The sequence below is a fragment of the Lysinibacillus sp. NPDC093692 genome (assembly GCF_050280125.1).
GTDB lineage: Bacteria > Bacillota > Bacilli > Bacillales_A > Planococcaceae > Lysinibacillus.
In genome coordinates, this window is record NZ_JBNNUW010000006.1 from 193,606 (window position 1) to 210,002 (window position 16,397).

Annotated in this window: 12 protein-coding genes; 10 read left to right on the plus strand and 2 right to left on the minus strand. The window is 37.3% G+C overall.

Annotated elements, in window-relative coordinates:
• Window positions 1-340 precede the first annotated feature (340 nt).
• A complete protein-coding gene (locus tag ACQKN4_RS09155) occupies window positions 341-1,267 on the plus strand; it encodes a manganese-dependent inorganic pyrophosphatase (protein ID WP_427483465.1) in 927 nt (308 codons plus the stop codon).
• Window positions 1,268-1,387: 120 nt separating this feature from the next.
• On the opposite strand, the gene ACQKN4_RS09160 is transcribed toward ACQKN4_RS09155, so the two are convergent.
• On the minus strand, window positions 1,388-2,767 hold the full coding sequence (locus ACQKN4_RS09160) for an FAD-dependent oxidoreductase (RefSeq protein ID WP_427483467.1): 1,380 nt from the start codon (window positions 2,765-2,767) through the stop codon (window positions 1,388-1,390).
• Between the two features lie 126 nt (window positions 2,768-2,893).
• On the opposite strand from ACQKN4_RS09160, the gene ACQKN4_RS09165 reads away from it, so the two are divergent.
• From ACQKN4_RS09165 to ACQKN4_RS09175, 3 genes are all read left to right on the plus strand, one after another.
• Window positions 2,894-3,601: a DsbA family oxidoreductase gene (locus ACQKN4_RS09165; protein ID WP_427483469.1), complete on the plus strand. Its 708-nt coding sequence runs from the start codon at window positions 2,894-2,896 to the stop codon at window positions 3,599-3,601.
• A 410-nt stretch (window positions 3,602-4,011) separates the two neighbouring features.
• Complete coding sequence (locus ACQKN4_RS09170) at window positions 4,012-4,635, plus strand: FMN-dependent NADH-azoreductase (protein ID WP_079562506.1); 624 nt, start codon at window positions 4,012-4,014, stop codon at window positions 4,633-4,635.
• A 327-nt stretch (window positions 4,636-4,962) separates the two neighbouring features.
• A complete protein-coding gene (locus ACQKN4_RS09175; protein ID WP_427483471.1) occupies window positions 4,963-7,317 on the plus strand; it encodes a bifunctional 2',3'-cyclic-nucleotide 2'-phosphodiesterase/3'-nucleotidase in 2,355 nt (784 codons plus the stop codon).
• 258 nt (window positions 7,318-7,575) lie between these two features.
• On the opposite strand, the gene ACQKN4_RS09180 is transcribed toward ACQKN4_RS09175, so the two are convergent.
• Window positions 7,576-7,803: a DUF2500 domain-containing protein gene (locus ACQKN4_RS09180; RefSeq protein WP_427483473.1), complete on the minus strand. Its 228-nt coding sequence runs from the start codon at window positions 7,801-7,803 to the stop codon at window positions 7,576-7,578.
• Window positions 7,804-8,496: 693 nt separating this feature from the next.
• On the opposite strand from ACQKN4_RS09180, the gene ACQKN4_RS09185 reads away from it, so the two are divergent.
• From ACQKN4_RS09185 to ACQKN4_RS09210, 6 genes are all read left to right on the plus strand, one after another.
• Window positions 8,497-8,802 carry a winged helix-turn-helix transcriptional regulator gene (locus ACQKN4_RS09185; protein ID WP_079562509.1) on the plus strand — a complete coding sequence of 102 codons (306 nt, stop codon included), beginning with the start codon at window positions 8,497-8,499 and terminating at the stop codon, window positions 8,800-8,802.
• A gap of 224 nt (window positions 8,803-9,026) precedes the next feature.
• Window positions 9,027-9,941: a UDP-N-acetylmuramate dehydrogenase gene (gene murB, locus ACQKN4_RS09190; RefSeq protein WP_079562510.1), complete on the plus strand. Its 915-nt coding sequence runs from the start codon at window positions 9,027-9,029 to the stop codon at window positions 9,939-9,941.
• Between the two features lie 56 nt (window positions 9,942-9,997).
• A complete protein-coding gene (locus ACQKN4_RS09195; protein ID WP_079562511.1) occupies window positions 9,998-10,753 on the plus strand; it encodes an exodeoxyribonuclease III in 756 nt (251 codons plus the stop codon).
• Between the two features lie 303 nt (window positions 10,754-11,056).
• The gene (locus ACQKN4_RS09200; protein WP_427483476.1) at window positions 11,057-13,420 is read left to right on the plus strand and encodes a penicillin acylase family protein; all 2,364 of its coding nucleotides are present in this window, start codon (window positions 11,057-11,059) and stop codon (window positions 13,418-13,420) included.
• 381 nt (window positions 13,421-13,801) lie between these two features.
• Window positions 13,802-14,173 (plus strand): ArsR/SmtB family transcription factor, encoded by a 372-nt coding sequence (locus tag ACQKN4_RS09205; RefSeq protein WP_079562513.1) that lies wholly within the window; start codon window positions 13,802-13,804, stop codon window positions 14,171-14,173.
• Complete coding sequence (locus tag ACQKN4_RS09210) at window positions 14,154-16,280, plus strand: heavy metal translocating P-type ATPase (protein WP_079562514.1); 2,127 nt, start codon at window positions 14,154-14,156, stop codon at window positions 16,278-16,280. The genes ACQKN4_RS09205 and ACQKN4_RS09210 overlap by 20 nt, the downstream gene beginning before the upstream one ends.
• Window positions 16,281-16,397 lie beyond the last annotated feature (117 nt).

Below are 16,397 nucleotides of genomic sequence, written 5' to 3' on the forward strand. Positions count from 1 at the left end.
AAATATTTTTTATAAACTATGTATTTTTATTATTAAATGTTATAAATAGGGTGTTATTAACAGATAAATATATTATATTTAATAATAATCTATAAATGTTATAAAAAGGTATTTTTCGTCATGCGTTTAGCCTTCTTTCCTGAACTAAAAAAGCCTAACTCTAGCATGTATAGGAAAAGTAAGTAATACATGATAGTATGGTTATCCTAAAACGGGGGATTTTGGATGTATATTGGCAGTAGACCCTTTATAGATAAACTTTCACTTTATAACATGTTTGTTCATAAGGTATGATAAAATAAACTATAAATGTTATTGCCATTTAGGAGGAATTAATTTAATGAGTAAAGTTTTAGTTTTTGGTCATAAAAATCCAGATACAGACACAATTACATCTGCTATTGTATATGCATATTTAAAACAGCAAATTGGTGTTGATGCTGAAGCGGTACGCCTTGGTGAAGTAAATAATGAAACACAATTTGCTTTAGATAAATTTGGCTTTGAGGCACCTCGATTAATTTCATCAGTAGCTGGAGAAGCGGAGAAGGTAATCCTTGTAGACCACAATGAATTCCAACAATCTGCTGACGGAATCGAAGAAGTACAAATTACAGAAGTGATTGATCATCACCGTATTGCAAACTTCCAAACAGCTGACCCACTATACTACCGAGCTGAACCTGTAGGTTGTACGGCTACGATTTTAAATAAAATCTTCAAAGAACATGGCGTAGCAGTTCCTGCAAACATTGCTGGTTTAATGTTTTCAGCCATCGTTTCTGATACATTATTATTCAAATCTCCAACTTGCACTGAGCAAGATGTACAAGCTGGTGAAGAGCTAGCGAAAATTGCAGGTGTTGATGCCACGGAATATGGATTAGCAATGCTTAAAGCAGGTGCTGATCTTTCAGATAAATCATTAGAAGATCTTTTATCATTAGATGCGAAAGAATTCCAATTCGGTGAATATAAATCTGTAGTGGCCCAAGTAAATGCTGTCGACATTAACGATGTACTTGGCCGCCAAGAGGAATTAGAAAATTTATTAAATAAAAATGTAGCGGAAAATGGTTTAGATTTATTCTTCTTTGTTGTAACGGATATATTAAACAATGATTCAACTGCTGTTGCAATTGGACAAGTAGCAGAGGCTGCAGCAAAAGGATTCGGCGCAGAGCTTGTGAATAATCGCGTTCTTTTACCGGGTGTTGTATCTCGTAAAAAACAAATCGTCCCAGTTTTAACTGATGCATTGAAATAATGAAAAAGAGGTTGCCTCGGAATAGGCAACCTCTTTTTTATTGTTAAGGAAATTATAGGAATGCTTTTGCTGTGGGCTCTCCAACGCTTGCTGATGTAAACGAGCGTTTTAACGCATTTATTAATCTAGCTTTAAAGGGTGCACAGCAGGACCTTCAAGAACTTCCCCTTTGGCATTAAAGCGAGAGCCGTGACAAGGGCAATCCCAAGTTTCATCGGCTTCATTCCATTTTGTTTTACAACCTAAATGCGTGCAAGTTGGTGTATTTGCATGTTTCACATAACCTGTTAGGAATTCTTTGGCTACAAAACCTCCTACCTTTAGCATCTGCATAAATTGAGCACCAAATTTCGTACGTGTTGGTGAATAAAGAGGAATGGCGCCATCTTCATTCCCAGCACCTGTTATTAAGGAGGATAATAGATCTCCGGCTACAAAAGAATTGGAAATGCCCCATTTTCGATAGCCAGTTGCAATGAAAACATTAGGCAAGGACGGTGTAATCCTGCCAACATACGGGACCATATCAGGTGTTTCGATGTCCTGCGCAGACCAGCGATAGATAGAATCCTGATCGAAGTGAGCCTTCATTTCATTTTGAATAGCATCATAATAGGGCTGGGTATTGGTTGTTTCACCTGCAATATGATTAGCGCCACCTAATACTAAATAATGCTCATCGTTAATGGTAGCTGTTCGAATAGAGCGTGTAGGATTATCTACACATAAGTATTGACCTTGTAGTGTATCAGTAATTTTACCAGCAACCATATAGGAGCGACTGTTAGAAAGTTTGAAAAGATGTAGTCCTCTAAAGGCTTCGATTGGATAGTGTGAGCATAAAATAAGCTTGTTGTATTGAACCGACATGTCATTTGCGGTATGTAAGCTATTTTGTGGTATGTTTAATTGCTGAACACGGGTATTTGTATAGATTTTTGCGCCCATTGATAATGCTTCTTTTACAAGGAAATTACACACTTCTACAGGATGAATTTGTGCTTGCTGGGACATGCTGAGTGCTTTTGTAATTGGAAAGGGAAGCTCTGTGTCAGTAGTGATTTTCGCCTTAATATTTAATACTTTATAGGCATTCCATTCTTTTAATAATTGGGCGTAGCCTTCTTTTGTTTGGCAATAAAGCAATGAATCTACTTGTTGAATACTTTCTTTAGGGAGTAGCTGTAATGCTTTTTCTACAGCTATTTGATTGAGCTGATAATAAAGCCTCGCTTCATCTACAGAAAGTTTTTCAATAAGGTTGGCATAAACTAAGCTATGCTGTGCAGTTAGTTTTCCTGTTGAATGACCAGTCGTACCATGACCGATATGGGAATTTGCCTCAAGTAAGACTACATCTACACCTGATTTTGCTAAGACATATGCTGTATATAGTCCCGTCAAGCCTCCGCCAATAATACATACATCACAAGTTGTTGATGCAGGAAGGGATGGTAAGGAGACGGGATCAATTGTTCCGAGCCAAAGAGATTGTGTCATACATAACCCTCACATTGTTTTTACGTTCAGTATGTAGATTGATTTGAGAAATTATGCAATGAAGCATAAAAATTGCCTTGTAATCATTACTATCGCTACAATGTAGCAAAAGGAGCGTGACTAACTATGAAAATTGAAATCTGGTCAGATTATGTATGTCCGTTTTGTTATATTGGCAAAAAGCAATTAGAGCAAGCGATTGAGGAAACTGGTTTTGCAGGGCAGGTAGAGCTCGTTTATAAAAGCTATCAGCTTGACCCAACAACACCTGTGGATACAAATGTGTCTACGTATGAAGCATTGGCGAAAAAGTATGGGATGTCGCTAGAAAAAGCGAAAGAAATGACGCAAGGTGTTGCGGCTCGTGCAAAAGAAGTTGGCCTAGATTATAACTTTGATCATTCAATGGAAGAAAATACTTTAAAAGCACATCGGCTAGTGAAATGGGCAGAACAACAAGGGGATGTTTCAGCGCTTGTTGAAGCACTATTATACAATTATTTTATTGAAGCAAAGCGAATTGGTCAGGATGATGTATTAATCGATATTGCCGAGCAAGTAGGTTTAAATCGTGAAGAAGTTGCAAAGGTTCTTGCTAACGACGATTTTAAAACAGAGGTAGAGACTGATATACAAGAAGGGCTACAACTGGGCGTACGAGGGGTACCGTTCTTTGTATTAAATCGTAAGTACGGTATTTCTGGAGCACAACCTCAAGAAGTATTTGAAGAAACTTTACGTAAAGTTGCCGAAGAAGAAGGCTTACAACCAGAATTAAAGATGGCAGGCTCAGGAGACGGTGGAGTTTGTACGGACGATAGCTGTAAATTTTAACTTTGTTGGAGCAAATCAAGAGCTGATAAGATTAGTAAGTCTATTCATATCTAATATATATACTTTAATAGCTAATTATAAAAAGGGATGACCTGTGCAAAAACGCATATCATGTGGAAAAATTGACCTTCGTTACGACTGGGTAACTCCTTGGGATTAGCGATTTAGAGGAACTAATGCTAAGAGCATCACGTCCTGTGATAACGCCTTCGTGACCAACATCCTGCTACAAAGCACCCAGTCGGAACGGAAATCAACCCTTCGTTATGGTGTGAATATTATGAAATATCCGCATTTCGGTCAAAAGTCTTAGTATACTAACGTTGACTTTTTACACAAAGTTTTTTAATATATTCATATATCTTGAATTCGAGATATTAAACTTTGAAATTTAAGGGAGAATTTATATAATGAATGTATTAGTAGTAAAAGCAAACAACCGTCCAGACGGTATTTCAACAAAAATGTACGACACATTTATGGAAAATGTACAAGGTGTCAACGTAACGACTTTTGACGTATTCGCAGAAGATATGCCTTATTTCGGTCAAGATCTTTTCAATGCTTTTGGTAAAGTTCAAAACGGTGAAACGTTAACTGACATTGAATCACGTCTTTTAGCTGCAAAACAAAAAGCTATGGATGTTTTAACTGCAGCTGATGTTGTCGTATTTGCTTTCCCACTTTGGAACTTAACAATCCCAGCGAAATTACAAACTTTCATTGACTATGTATTCCAGGCTGGTTATACATTTAAATATAATGAAAACGGTCAATTAGAAGGCTTAATGACTGACAAAAAAGTAGTTATTTTAAATGCTCGCGGTGGTTACTACTCTGCACCTGAAGCACAACCAATGGAAATGTCAGTTAACTACATCAAAAATGTTGTTGGCATGTTCGGTATGGAAATTATCGAAGAGGTTATCATTGAGGGTCATAATGCTTCACAAGATAAAGCGCAAGAAATTATTGCAAATGGCCTAGAAGCGGTTAAAAAAGTAGCTCAATCTTTACAAACTGTAACTGCATAATAAATACTATTCTCTAGCGTATTGATTAGGGAAATATAGTAATTCTTTTAAAAAAAGTTCTCTCTAATTTGAGAGAACTTTTTTTTATTCATAGAGGTACGGTAGTGGTAAGGAGGTCTAACCCATTGGTACTCTGCATGTACTTCGAATTTACATTTACTAACATGTGGTTGTATAAATGATATTAATCTATTATTTTCAGAAGAAGAGTTTTGCTATTCGTTTAAAAATACATACAATTGGGACTATTTATTCAATTAAATTATTAATTAGTATAATATAATAAAAACCGTAGGAAAATATTAGATTTATAAGGAGGTTGTTACCATGGGTAAAAAGTTTATTACTAAATTCTTAGCGATGTTACTCGTTCTATTCGCGGTATTACCATTTGGAATATCTGCGAATGCTGCATCAAACGATGTGACACGCGGGGATTACGTGAAAGAATTAGTAGAAAGCTTAAATGTAGGGCTAGGGGATGGTTCCAAAACTGCCTTTACTGACATCTCTAAGGAGTTAGCTCCGTATGTAGAAAAGGCAGTGGAACTGAATCTTATTAAAGGTAAAACGGCGACGTTGTTTGGTCCAAATGATAAATTGACACGACAACAAGCATTCGTTATTTCTGCTCGTGGATTAGCCAAAGATAACGCACCACTTTCTGTATTAGATAAGTTTAAAGATGCGGATCAAATTGCTAAAGCACATAAGCAAGATTTAGCAAATGCTGTTGCAGCAAACTTATTACAAGGCTTTGGGGATAACACAATTCGTCCGCGTGCCTATGTAACAACTGAGCAAATGCAAAGTATTATTAAACGCTTTGTAGCCGAATACAAATTATCAACATCTACAGTAAATCTTCAAATTTTAGGAACAACAGATATTCATACAAATCTTGCTAATTACAATTATTTCTTAGATGCTGAATCAGCTGATGTAGGTCTAGCAAACACGGCTACATTAATTGAACAGGCTCGTAAGGAGAACCCAAATACATTATTATTTGATAATGGTGATTTAATTCAAGGAACGCCACTAGGCTCTTATAAAGCGTTAGAGAATCCTTTGAAACCAGGTGAGGTTCATCCAGCAATAGCAGCACTAAATGCACTGAAATATGATGGAGGAACTTTAGGAAATCACGAGTTCAACTATGGTTTAAAGTTTTTAGATGAAGTATTAAATGATGCAAAATATCCAGTCGTAAATGCAAACACATACGACGCTAAAACAAAAAAGCGTATGTACACACCGTACGTAATTCTTAATAAAGAGGTAGTAGACAATACAGGTAAAAAGCACACGCTTAAAGTGGGTGTTACAGGGATTGTACCTACGAAAATTGTTGAATGGGATGCTATTCATTTAGCAGGCAAAGTAGAAATGCAAGAACCAGTTGAAGCGGTGAAAGAAGTTGTACCAGAAATGCAAAAAGCAGGTGCAGACGTAATTGTAGTACTTTCACATTCAGGTATTGGTGAAGATACTTACGAAAAAGGTAACGAAAACGTTGGGTACCAAATCTCTGAGATTAAAGGTGTCGATGCTTTAATTACAGGTCACTCTCATTTGACATTCCCAGGCGACTATAAAAATCTGAAAAATGTCGATCAAGAAAAAGGGACAATTAACGGTGTTCCAACTGTAATGGCAGGAAGCTATGGTAGCTATCTTGGAGTTATTGATTTACAACTAGAACAAAAAGGCGCTAAATGGGTTGTGAAGGATGGACAAGGTTCTATCCGTTCTATCAAACAAGAAGGCCTAAAACCATCTAAAACAGTTTTAAATGTAATTAAAGAAGCGCATGAAGGTACGTTAAAGTATATTCGTCAGCCTGTTGGTGAGACAACTGCACCAATCCATAGCTACTTCTCAATGGTTCAAGACGATCCTTCTATTCAAATTGTGACACAAGCTCAAAAATGGTTTATTGAAAAAGAATTAAAAGGTACTGCTGATGAAAACATCCCGCTTCTTTCAGCTGGTGCGCCTTTCAAAGCGGGATCTCGAAATAACCCTGCAGATTACACAAACATTCCTGTAGGTCCACTAGCGATTAAAAATATGGCAGACATCTATTATTACGATAATACGCTTGCAACGATTAAAGTAACAGGTGCGCAAGCTATTGAATGGTTAGAAATGGCTGCTGGTGTTTTTGCAACAATTGATCCAAAACAAACTAAAGAACAAAATATTATTGACCCAGAGGCACGTTCTTACAATTTTGATGTATTAGATGGCTTAACTTATCAAATTGATGTTACATCACCTGCGAAATATGATAGTCGAGGTATTTTACTAGATGAAAAAGCAAATCGTATTAAAAACGTGCAATACAACGGTAAACCAATCGATCTAAAACAAGAATTTATTATCATTTCGAACAACTACCGTGTTGGTGGTTCTTATGGTGCTACATTTAAAAAGGCAGATGGCTCTAACTTAACAAACTATGCTTATGAAAATCGCCAAGCTGTCATTGACTACATTATGACAAACAAAACAATTAATCCTGCTGCGGATAACAATTGGTCATTTGTACCGTTCCCAGCAAATACAAAAGTTATTTACAATTCTGCAAAGGATGCACAAAAAGTCATTCCGGCAGGTAGCAGTATCGAATATTTAGGCGATACTGAAGGCGGCTTTGGTAAATATTTAATTAAGTAATAATGAAATGTTAAAAAGGAGAGGGCGTTGTTAAACGCTGCTCTCCTTTTTTGTCGTTCAAATGCATGATAACGTGTTCCTTGAAATGATAGTAAGCCAAAGTCACCATCTGTGAGCTGTCCATAATCACGACCATTCATTTTTAACTTATTTCAGCGGTTGTCCAAACATCCGCTGAAATAAGTTAAAGCCTCCGGCGGATGTCAAAGAATCGGAAGGAAGTTCTTTGTGCAAGCACAAAGCCGATTCCGGGCGCAATTATGCCGAGGCATAATTGATCTCTAGACGAACGCTACTTTGTACTTCAAACGTGACATAGTACGATGTATGTGCACTAGAGTTACCAGAACCTCCACTAGTATTAGACCGTTTTGTTACGGCTTTAGCGGGTACTGTTAGTAATGGTTCATTGTTGTTTTTTGACCATTGTAAAGTACTTTTAATAATAGAAAATGCGATAACACCGAATACGATAAAAAACATCATTGAAATAAAAGTGTGTCCTGAAGAGAATTCATCAAACCCTACCATAGTCCTCCGTTCTACGAAATATTGGCTTGAAGTTGTTATAAAGGAAATACTTCAAGATCCACTACGGCAATTCACCACCTGTTTCTAGGAGAGTATTATAAAATTCAATCTGTGCCTTCATCAGGAATCCATTCTTCTTGCGCCCATGGATTTACACTGTTCCCTGTATATACTGTTGTAAAAACAATCGATGGGCTTTGTTAGATCCTTAATAGTTAAATTTCCATGTAAAGCAAACTTTTTATCTTCTAATTGTTCAATATATGTAGACGTAAATAAAATTTTTGTAAATATAAAAAATAAGCTTCTTAAAAGTCATTACAGTACGGTAACTTTTCTTCTAACAGAGGGGAATAGTCATAATAATAAAATCATGTGCATCTATATAGAAATAAGTGGCCATTTTTATTAAATAATAAGCTACCATGACTACGCTCTGATTGAGCAGCCGTGGCTAATTTTTTATGCCATCAGTAGCTTTGATACGATGTTAAAGCAAAAGATAATGCCAAAAATGAAAAAACATTTCAAGTTACATTTAGTAATCAAATAAGAAAAGGTAAATAGATTACTTGTAGTAAATAAGTTACTTCAAATTTACTTTTTTAAAAATTATCGTTACAATAGAGTACATAAGAGGTGAAAAAAATGAGTGAGTCAAATTTATGTCCTCGTTTAGCTAAAGCTATGGATTTAATTGGAAAACGCTGGACAGGGCTGATTTTATATCAATTATTAGATGGACCACAGCGCTTTAATGAGATTGAAAATGCATTACCTGTAAGTGGTCGTTTATTATCCGAACGTTTAAAAGAGCTAGAAAAAGAAGGGCTTGTTGAAAGAAAAGTATATTCAGAAGTACCAGTGCGTGTTGAATATTCTTTAACGGATAAAGGTTGGGCACTAGAAGGAGCAATCCGCAATATCGAATTGTGGGCAACGAGTTGGCTGTAAAAGTGTGAAGTCTATCTCGAAATTTCTGATGGGTAGATAAACATTGGACATATGTAATATAATGACCATGAATTTTTTTTATCCTATTCATCGGCTCTGCACGGAGAGTCTCGTTACCTATTAAGGCGAGATAAAAATTACCCTTCATTTTTACTTGTCAAATTAGGGTTCTAAATCCATACTAGTGTAGAGTAAGAAAGGACGTTAGAAAGGAATTAGCTTTTATGACAAAAGAACAATGGGCGGCGGATTTAGCACAGAGCGTTAATCCGGCCAATATTAAGTTGAATGAATCATTACAGCAATATACTATGACAAAATTAGGTGGTAAAGCGGATGTTTTCGTTCTCGCTGAAACAGAGGAAGAGGCAGCAACGGTTATTCGCTATGCTTACAAAAATAATATACCTTTATTAATGTTAGGTAATGGATCAAATATGGTCGTTCGTGATGGCGGTCATCGAGGGATCGTTGTTACATTTTCGTTTTTAGATGAAATTCGCATTAATGGTGACCATGTTTATGCGCAAAGTGGTGCACTTATAAAAGATGTATCGAAACTGGCAGCAGCAGCATCTTTAACAGGTTTTGAATTTGCTTGTGGTATTCCTGGCTCAGTTGGTGGGGCTATGGCAATGAATGCCGGTGCATATGGCGGTGAAATTAAGGATATTATTATTTCATCGAAAGTGCTAACAAAAGAAGGCGAAATTTTAATACTATCAAAAGAAGATCTTGAACTTGGTTATCGTCAAAGTATCATTGCCAAGAAAGGATACTATGTATTATCATCCGAATTTCAATTAGCAAAAGGTGTACAGGAAGAAATTGATGCAAAAATTGCTGATTTAACGTTTCAGCGAGAATCTAAGCAGCCGTTAGAATACCCATCTGCAGGGAGCGTTTTTAAGCGCCCACCTGGTCACTTTGCTGGTAAGCTTATTCAAGATAGTGGCTTACAAGGAAAAGGCGTTGGTGATGCAGAGGTATCAACGAAGCATGCAGGCTTTATTGTTAATAAAGGTAATGCAACGGCTACTGAATATATTGCAACAATTCAAATGGTACAACGAGAAGTTAAAGAAAAGTTTGGCATCGATTTAGAAACAGAAGTAAAAATCGTTGGTGACGACTTATAGAATACTACGCCCTTCGCTAATGGTGGAGGGCGTTTTTTGAGGAGTGAAAACAGAAAATGAAGTTTATATCTTGGAATGTTAATGGAATTCGAGCCTGCTTAGGTAAAGGGTTTTTAGATTTTTTCAATCATGTAGATGCAGATTTTTTCTGTATTCAAGAAACAAAGTGTCAGGCTGAACAAGTGGAAATCTCACTTGAGGGATATGGGCAGTATTGGAATTATGCACAGAAGAAAGGTTATTCAGGTACAGCTATTTTTACAAAGCATACACCAATTTCAGTACGTTATGGCGTTGGTGAGGATGAATCACAGGAAGAGGGGAGAATTATTACACTTGAGTATGAAGATTTTTACTTAGTGAATGTTTATACCCCAAATTCACAACGTGATTTAGCTAGATTACCTTTTCGTTTAGAATGGGAGGATCGATTAGCGCTTTATTTAAAAGAACTAGATTCCAAAAAACCTATAGTTTACTGTGGTGATTTAAATGTCGCACATATGGAAATTGACTTAAAAAATGCAAAATCGAATAATGGTAATTCAGGTTTTACATTTGAAGAACGTGCAAAAATGACGGAGCTATTGGCAAGTGGTTTTGTAGATTCATTCCGCTATATGTATCCAGATACAACAGATCACTATACATGGTGGTCCTATATGAATAAAGTACGCGAGCGCAATATCGGATGGCGTATTGACTACTTTATTGTTTCGGAGAGACTAAAAAACAACATTAATGTGGCGAGTATTCATTCACATATTATGGGCAGTGATCATTGTCCAATCGAATTACAGCTTAATAACTAGTATCTATGAAAAATAAAATGGTCAAGGAATCTTTGTGAAAGCGTAGCGGCAGCTACAAATGGTTTATCTGTGCGAAAGCGAAGCGACAGCAACAACAAAGCGCCCAGCCGGAACGGAAATCAACCCCTTATTTTACAGAAAAAATGACAACTTAATTTTACTGATACAATAGTTTTTCAACAACATAAAAAATCGTATTTTCTAAAAGGAAATACGATTTTTTTTATACTGCAAAGCAATTAACATTAAACTTCGAATCTTTAAAAGGTAAAAGAATATATTGCAAAAAGGGGGGGGTGAGATGTGAGAAAGTTGACATGGAAAAAATGGCTTCTGACTATAGCGGGATGTTTAGCTATAGTAGTTATTGTCGCATTTATCGGATTTACCTGGTTTATGAATAAATCAAAACCAGTAATTGATGGAGAACTTTCATTGAGTGTGCTAGATGAAGATGTAACTGTCACAAGGGATGACAAGGGGATCCCCCATGTTTTTGCTAAGACAGATGCAGACTTGTATCGTGCGCAAGGCTATGTGCAAGCGCAGGATCGGCTGTTTCAAATGGATTTAGCGCGAAGACAAGCTAGCGGTCGCTTGTCGGAAATAATCGGTGAGGCAACTGTTGATACGGATAAATTTTTCCGAACATTTAGCTTGCGGGATGCAGCTGAAAAATCATTAGGTACCTATGATCCAGAAAGCAGGCAGGTACTTGAGTGGTATACAGATGGCGTCAATGCTTTTATTGCACAGGCAAAGAAAAATAAAACATTAAGCTATGAATTCTCATTACTAGGTTACGAACCTGAGGACTGGTCCGTTATAGACTCTCTTACTATTGGTAAATATATGGCCTATGACTTAGGTGGTAATTGGAATACGCTTGCGTTCCGACATTGGGCTTTACAAAACTTTGATGAAGAAAAAGCTAAAGAATTATTTATAAAGTATCCTAAAAACGCTTCATCTATTATCGAGGCGAATAAAGAAAATCCAGTAGCTGTGGCAGGGCGTTTTAATGCAGTTCTGTTGCCAAATGAATTTAACGGTAGTAATAACTGGGTTGTATCTGGGCAGAAAACAAAAAATGGTACGCCGATTTTAGCGGATGATCCACATTTAGGATTAAGTACACCGTCTATTTGGTATCAAATGCATTTACAATCTCCTGAGCAAAATGTTAGTGGCGTAATCTTTGCGGGTATTCCAGGTATTATTTTAGGACACAACGATAACATTGCGTGGGGTGTTACGAATGTTGGACCTGATGTACAGGATTTATATATAGAAATGCCTAATCCGAATAATCCAACACAGTTCCGCTATGACGGCAAGTGGGAGCAAGCGGAGGTACGTGATGAACCGATTAAGGTAAAGGACGGGGAAACGGTAGATTATGAAGTTGTAGTCACACGTCACGGCCCAATCATGACAGATTTAGCCTTTAAAGATACTGAGCCTACAGCACAATTTTCGATGCAGTGGACGGCACTGCAACCAACGACAGAGCTACGTGCAATACTAGGCTTCAATAAAGCGAAATCCTGGAATGGATTTGAAAAAGCTTTAGAGGATTTTAAGGCACCGGCTCAAAACTTTGTCTTTGCATCAAAAGACGGTACGATTGCTTATAAAGCGAATGGTCAAATTCCAATTCGAAAACAAGGAGACGGGCAATTACCAGTACCAGGTGATTCTAGTGACTATGGATGGGAAGGCTTTATCCCGTGGGATGAGCTCCCAACTGTAGTAAATCCTGATGAAGGATTTATTGCGACAGCAAATAATGAAGTTATTGGGGAAGAATATCCTTATCACATAACAGATTTCTGGGCACAGCCTTATCGTTTTGAGCGCATTAAGGAAGTTTTAGAGGCGAATGATTCGTTAACAGTGGAAGATATGATGAATTTACAAATGGATCAGCACAACCTATATGCTCGTGAGTTTCTACCATATTTATTACCATCGATAAAAGCACAAGATAAAGATGGGAAATATAAAGATGTTATAAAATTATTAGAGAATTGGGATATGGTAGATGCAAAGGATTCTGGTGCACCATTAGTGTTCCATACGTTAATGGAGAAGTTACAAGAAGTGTTATTTAAAGATCAGATGCCAGAAGATATGTTTGAATTAATGTATGGGAAATTTAATATTACAGACCAGCTTTTACGTACAGCTTATGCAGGTAAGAAAAGTATATGGATTGAGGAACAGGGCGGAGTAGATGCAACTGTTTACAAGGCATTAGAGCTCACTGTCACACAAATAGAAGATCAATTCGGAAAAAATGCTTCGAAATGGAAGTGGGGCGATTTCCATCAGCTTACCTTTGACCATACATTAGGTAAAGCTTCACCAATTCTTGCGGCATATTTTAATGCTAAAAAGGTTCCTATTGGAGGCTCGAAGGTTACTGTTCAAGCTGCTGATAATGATTTAGCTGGAAATGTTACTCACGGAGCATCATGGCGCTTTGTAGTAGATGTCGGTGATTTAAGCGCAGCTTATCATATCGTGGGTCCAGGACAGAGTGGACATGTAAAATCTGCTTGGTATCAAGATCAAGTAATGGATTGGGCTAATGGAGATTATCATCAAACGTATGTGAGGAAAGATGATATTAAAGGTAAAACGTTACGATTAAAAGCAAAATAGGATAAGAGGCTATAAGTATCTATAGGGTTTTATATTAAGACAACATGGTTTCTCGGCAAAGCGAGGGGGTGATTTCCGTTCCTCTAAATCGCTGATCCCCAAAGAGTCGCTCAGTCGGAACGAAGATCAACCGCTTAGCATGCCTTATTCATCTCAACTTTGTTTAATATGTCACCATAATTTCATTATCGCAATAACATGCAAAGCTATCACATTGGAGTGATAGCTTTTTTACTTTTATATTTATTAGTTAGCAATTTATATAAAGACATTTTTTCAACTTGTGATATAAATCATTTACATTCAAATATTCGTTTGAATATGATGGAATATTATGTTATGGTGAAAACAATCAAACAAACATTTGAATGAGGTGAAGAAATGCCAAAAGAAATATGTGAAATAACATGTGTCCATGAAGAAGCAGTCATTAAAGTACAACAGCAAATGCCAGATTTATCGAGAGTAGCAAAGTTTTTAAAGGCATTATCTGATGAAACAAGACTTAAAATTGCGTATGCTTTAACGGTCGAAGATGAATTATGTGTTTGCGATGTTGCCTCCATTATCGGTTCGTCAGTAGCAACAGCATCGCATCATTTACGATATTTAAAAGATAATAACTTAGCGAAGTCATATCGAAAAGGAAAGCAAATGTACTACTCTTTAGCTGATGAACATGTGTATCAAATTGTAACGGTTGCTTACGAACATGTGAAAGAGGGGATTGGAAATGGCAGCGACACCAACTAAACAAGAATATAGGCTACAAAACTTATCCTGTGCTAGCTGTGCAGCAAAGTTCGAAAAAAACGTGAAGGCTATTCCAGAGGTTCAGGATGCACAAGTGAATTTCGGCGCTTCTAAAATAACAGTTATTGGTGATATTAACGCTGATCAACTTGAAGAAGCAGGTGCTTTCGATGGCATAAAAGTATCCCAATCAACGGCAAGAACAATTGAAAAATCAACACCTTTTTATCGAAAAACTGAAAATATATTAGCTGGAATCTCTTTGTTATTCGTAGTGCTTGGATATATGTTTGGAACAATGCGTGGTGAAACGGACCCGCTAACTATTGGGATGTTTATTATCGCAATTCTAGTTGGGGGAATTGGAATTTTTAAAACGGGCTTCCGCAATCTAGCGCGCTTTGAATTTGATATGAAGACGCTGATGACTATTGCTGTAATAGGTGCAGCCATTATTGGGGAGTGGGAAGAAGCGGCTGTTGTTGTCTTTTTATTCGCAGTAAGTGAAGCGCTTGAGGCGTATTCAATGGATAAAGCGCGTCAATCGATTCGTCAGCTCATGGATATAGCTCCTCCTACAGCGACGATAAAACGTGCACATGGCGAGCATTTTCATGAGATGGAGCTACCGACTGAGGAGATTGAAATTGGTGACATTTTAATCGTTAAACCTGGTCAGAAGATTGCTATGGACGGAATTGTAGTGAGTGGGTTGTCAGCGGTGAATCAGGCAGCGATTACTGGTGAATCTATTCCAGTCAGTAAAACAGTCGACGACGAAGTATTTGCAGGAACACTAAATGAAGAAGGAGCCTTAGAGGTTCGTGTGACAAAGCGAGTAGAGGACACAACAATTGCCAAAATCATTCATCTTGTTGAAGAAGCACAGGCAGAAAAAGCACCTTCACAGCAGTTCGTTGATCGCTTTGCGAAATATTACACGCCTGCAATTATGCTTGTTGCTTTACTTGTAGCGGTTCTACCACCTTTATTTATAGGTGATTGGCAGCATTGGATTTACCAAGGGTTGGCGGTCCTTGTTGTAGGGTGTCCATGTGCATTAGTCGTTTCTACACCAGTTGCTATTGTTACTGCAATCGGGAACGCAGCTAGGCAAGGTGTTCTTATTAAAGGTGGTATTCATTTAGAGCAGCTTGGTCATATTGAAGCAATTGCATTTGATAAAACAGGTACACTTACAAAAGGTCAACCTGCTGTAACAGATATTTTAACATCGCAGGAAATGTCTGAAGATTATGTTTTACAGCTAGTAGCAGCTGTTGAAAAACAATCCCAGCACCCATTAGCTAAAGCTATTTTACAGGCATTGCATGAGAAAGATTTGACAGAGTTTATACCAACAGACTTTCAATCCGTAACAGGCAAGGGTGCCTATGCGACGGTCGACGGTCAAATAATCTATGTAGGAAGCTTAAAATGGATTGCTACATTAACAACTGTTGATGAAATGATACAAGAACAGGTGCATAAACTTCAACAACAGGGGAAAACAGTTGTAGCAGCGGTTAGTAATGATCAGTTTATTGGGATGATTGGTATTGCTGACCAATTACGTCAAGAAAGTAAAGATGTCTTAAATAAATTAAATGGTTTAAAAGTGAAGCATAAAGTTATGCTAACAGGTGATGCAGAGCCAACAGCACAGGCAATTGCCACTTCTTTAAATATGACAGATGTTAGAGCAAGTTTATTACCAGCAGAAAAATTAATGGCCATTAAAGATTTACGTGCACAGTTTGGTGCAGTGGCGATGGTAGGAGATGGTGTCAATGATGCACCTGCACTTGCCGCAGCGGATGTTGGTATTGCAATGGGAGGCGCTGGCACCGATGCAGCACTGGAAACTGCGGATATCGCTTTAATGAGCGACGATTTAACGAAGCTACCGTATACAATTGGCTTAAGTAGAAAAACATTACGTATCATTAAAGAGAACATTATATTTGCACTAGCCCTAAAATTAGTTGCCCTGTTACTTGTTATCCCAGGATGGCTAACATTATGGATTGCAATCTTTGCAGATATGGGTGCTACATTACTAGTTGTGTTGAATTCATTACGATTAATCAAATCTAAGAAATGGTAAATAAGATATAATCCGGTGGAAGTGTATAGAAAAAAAGTCATTCTGAGGAGCTAGTGATATTAATGGTATAGATATTACTAGCGATTCTTGAAAAAAAACTTTGTTAACGCTATTATG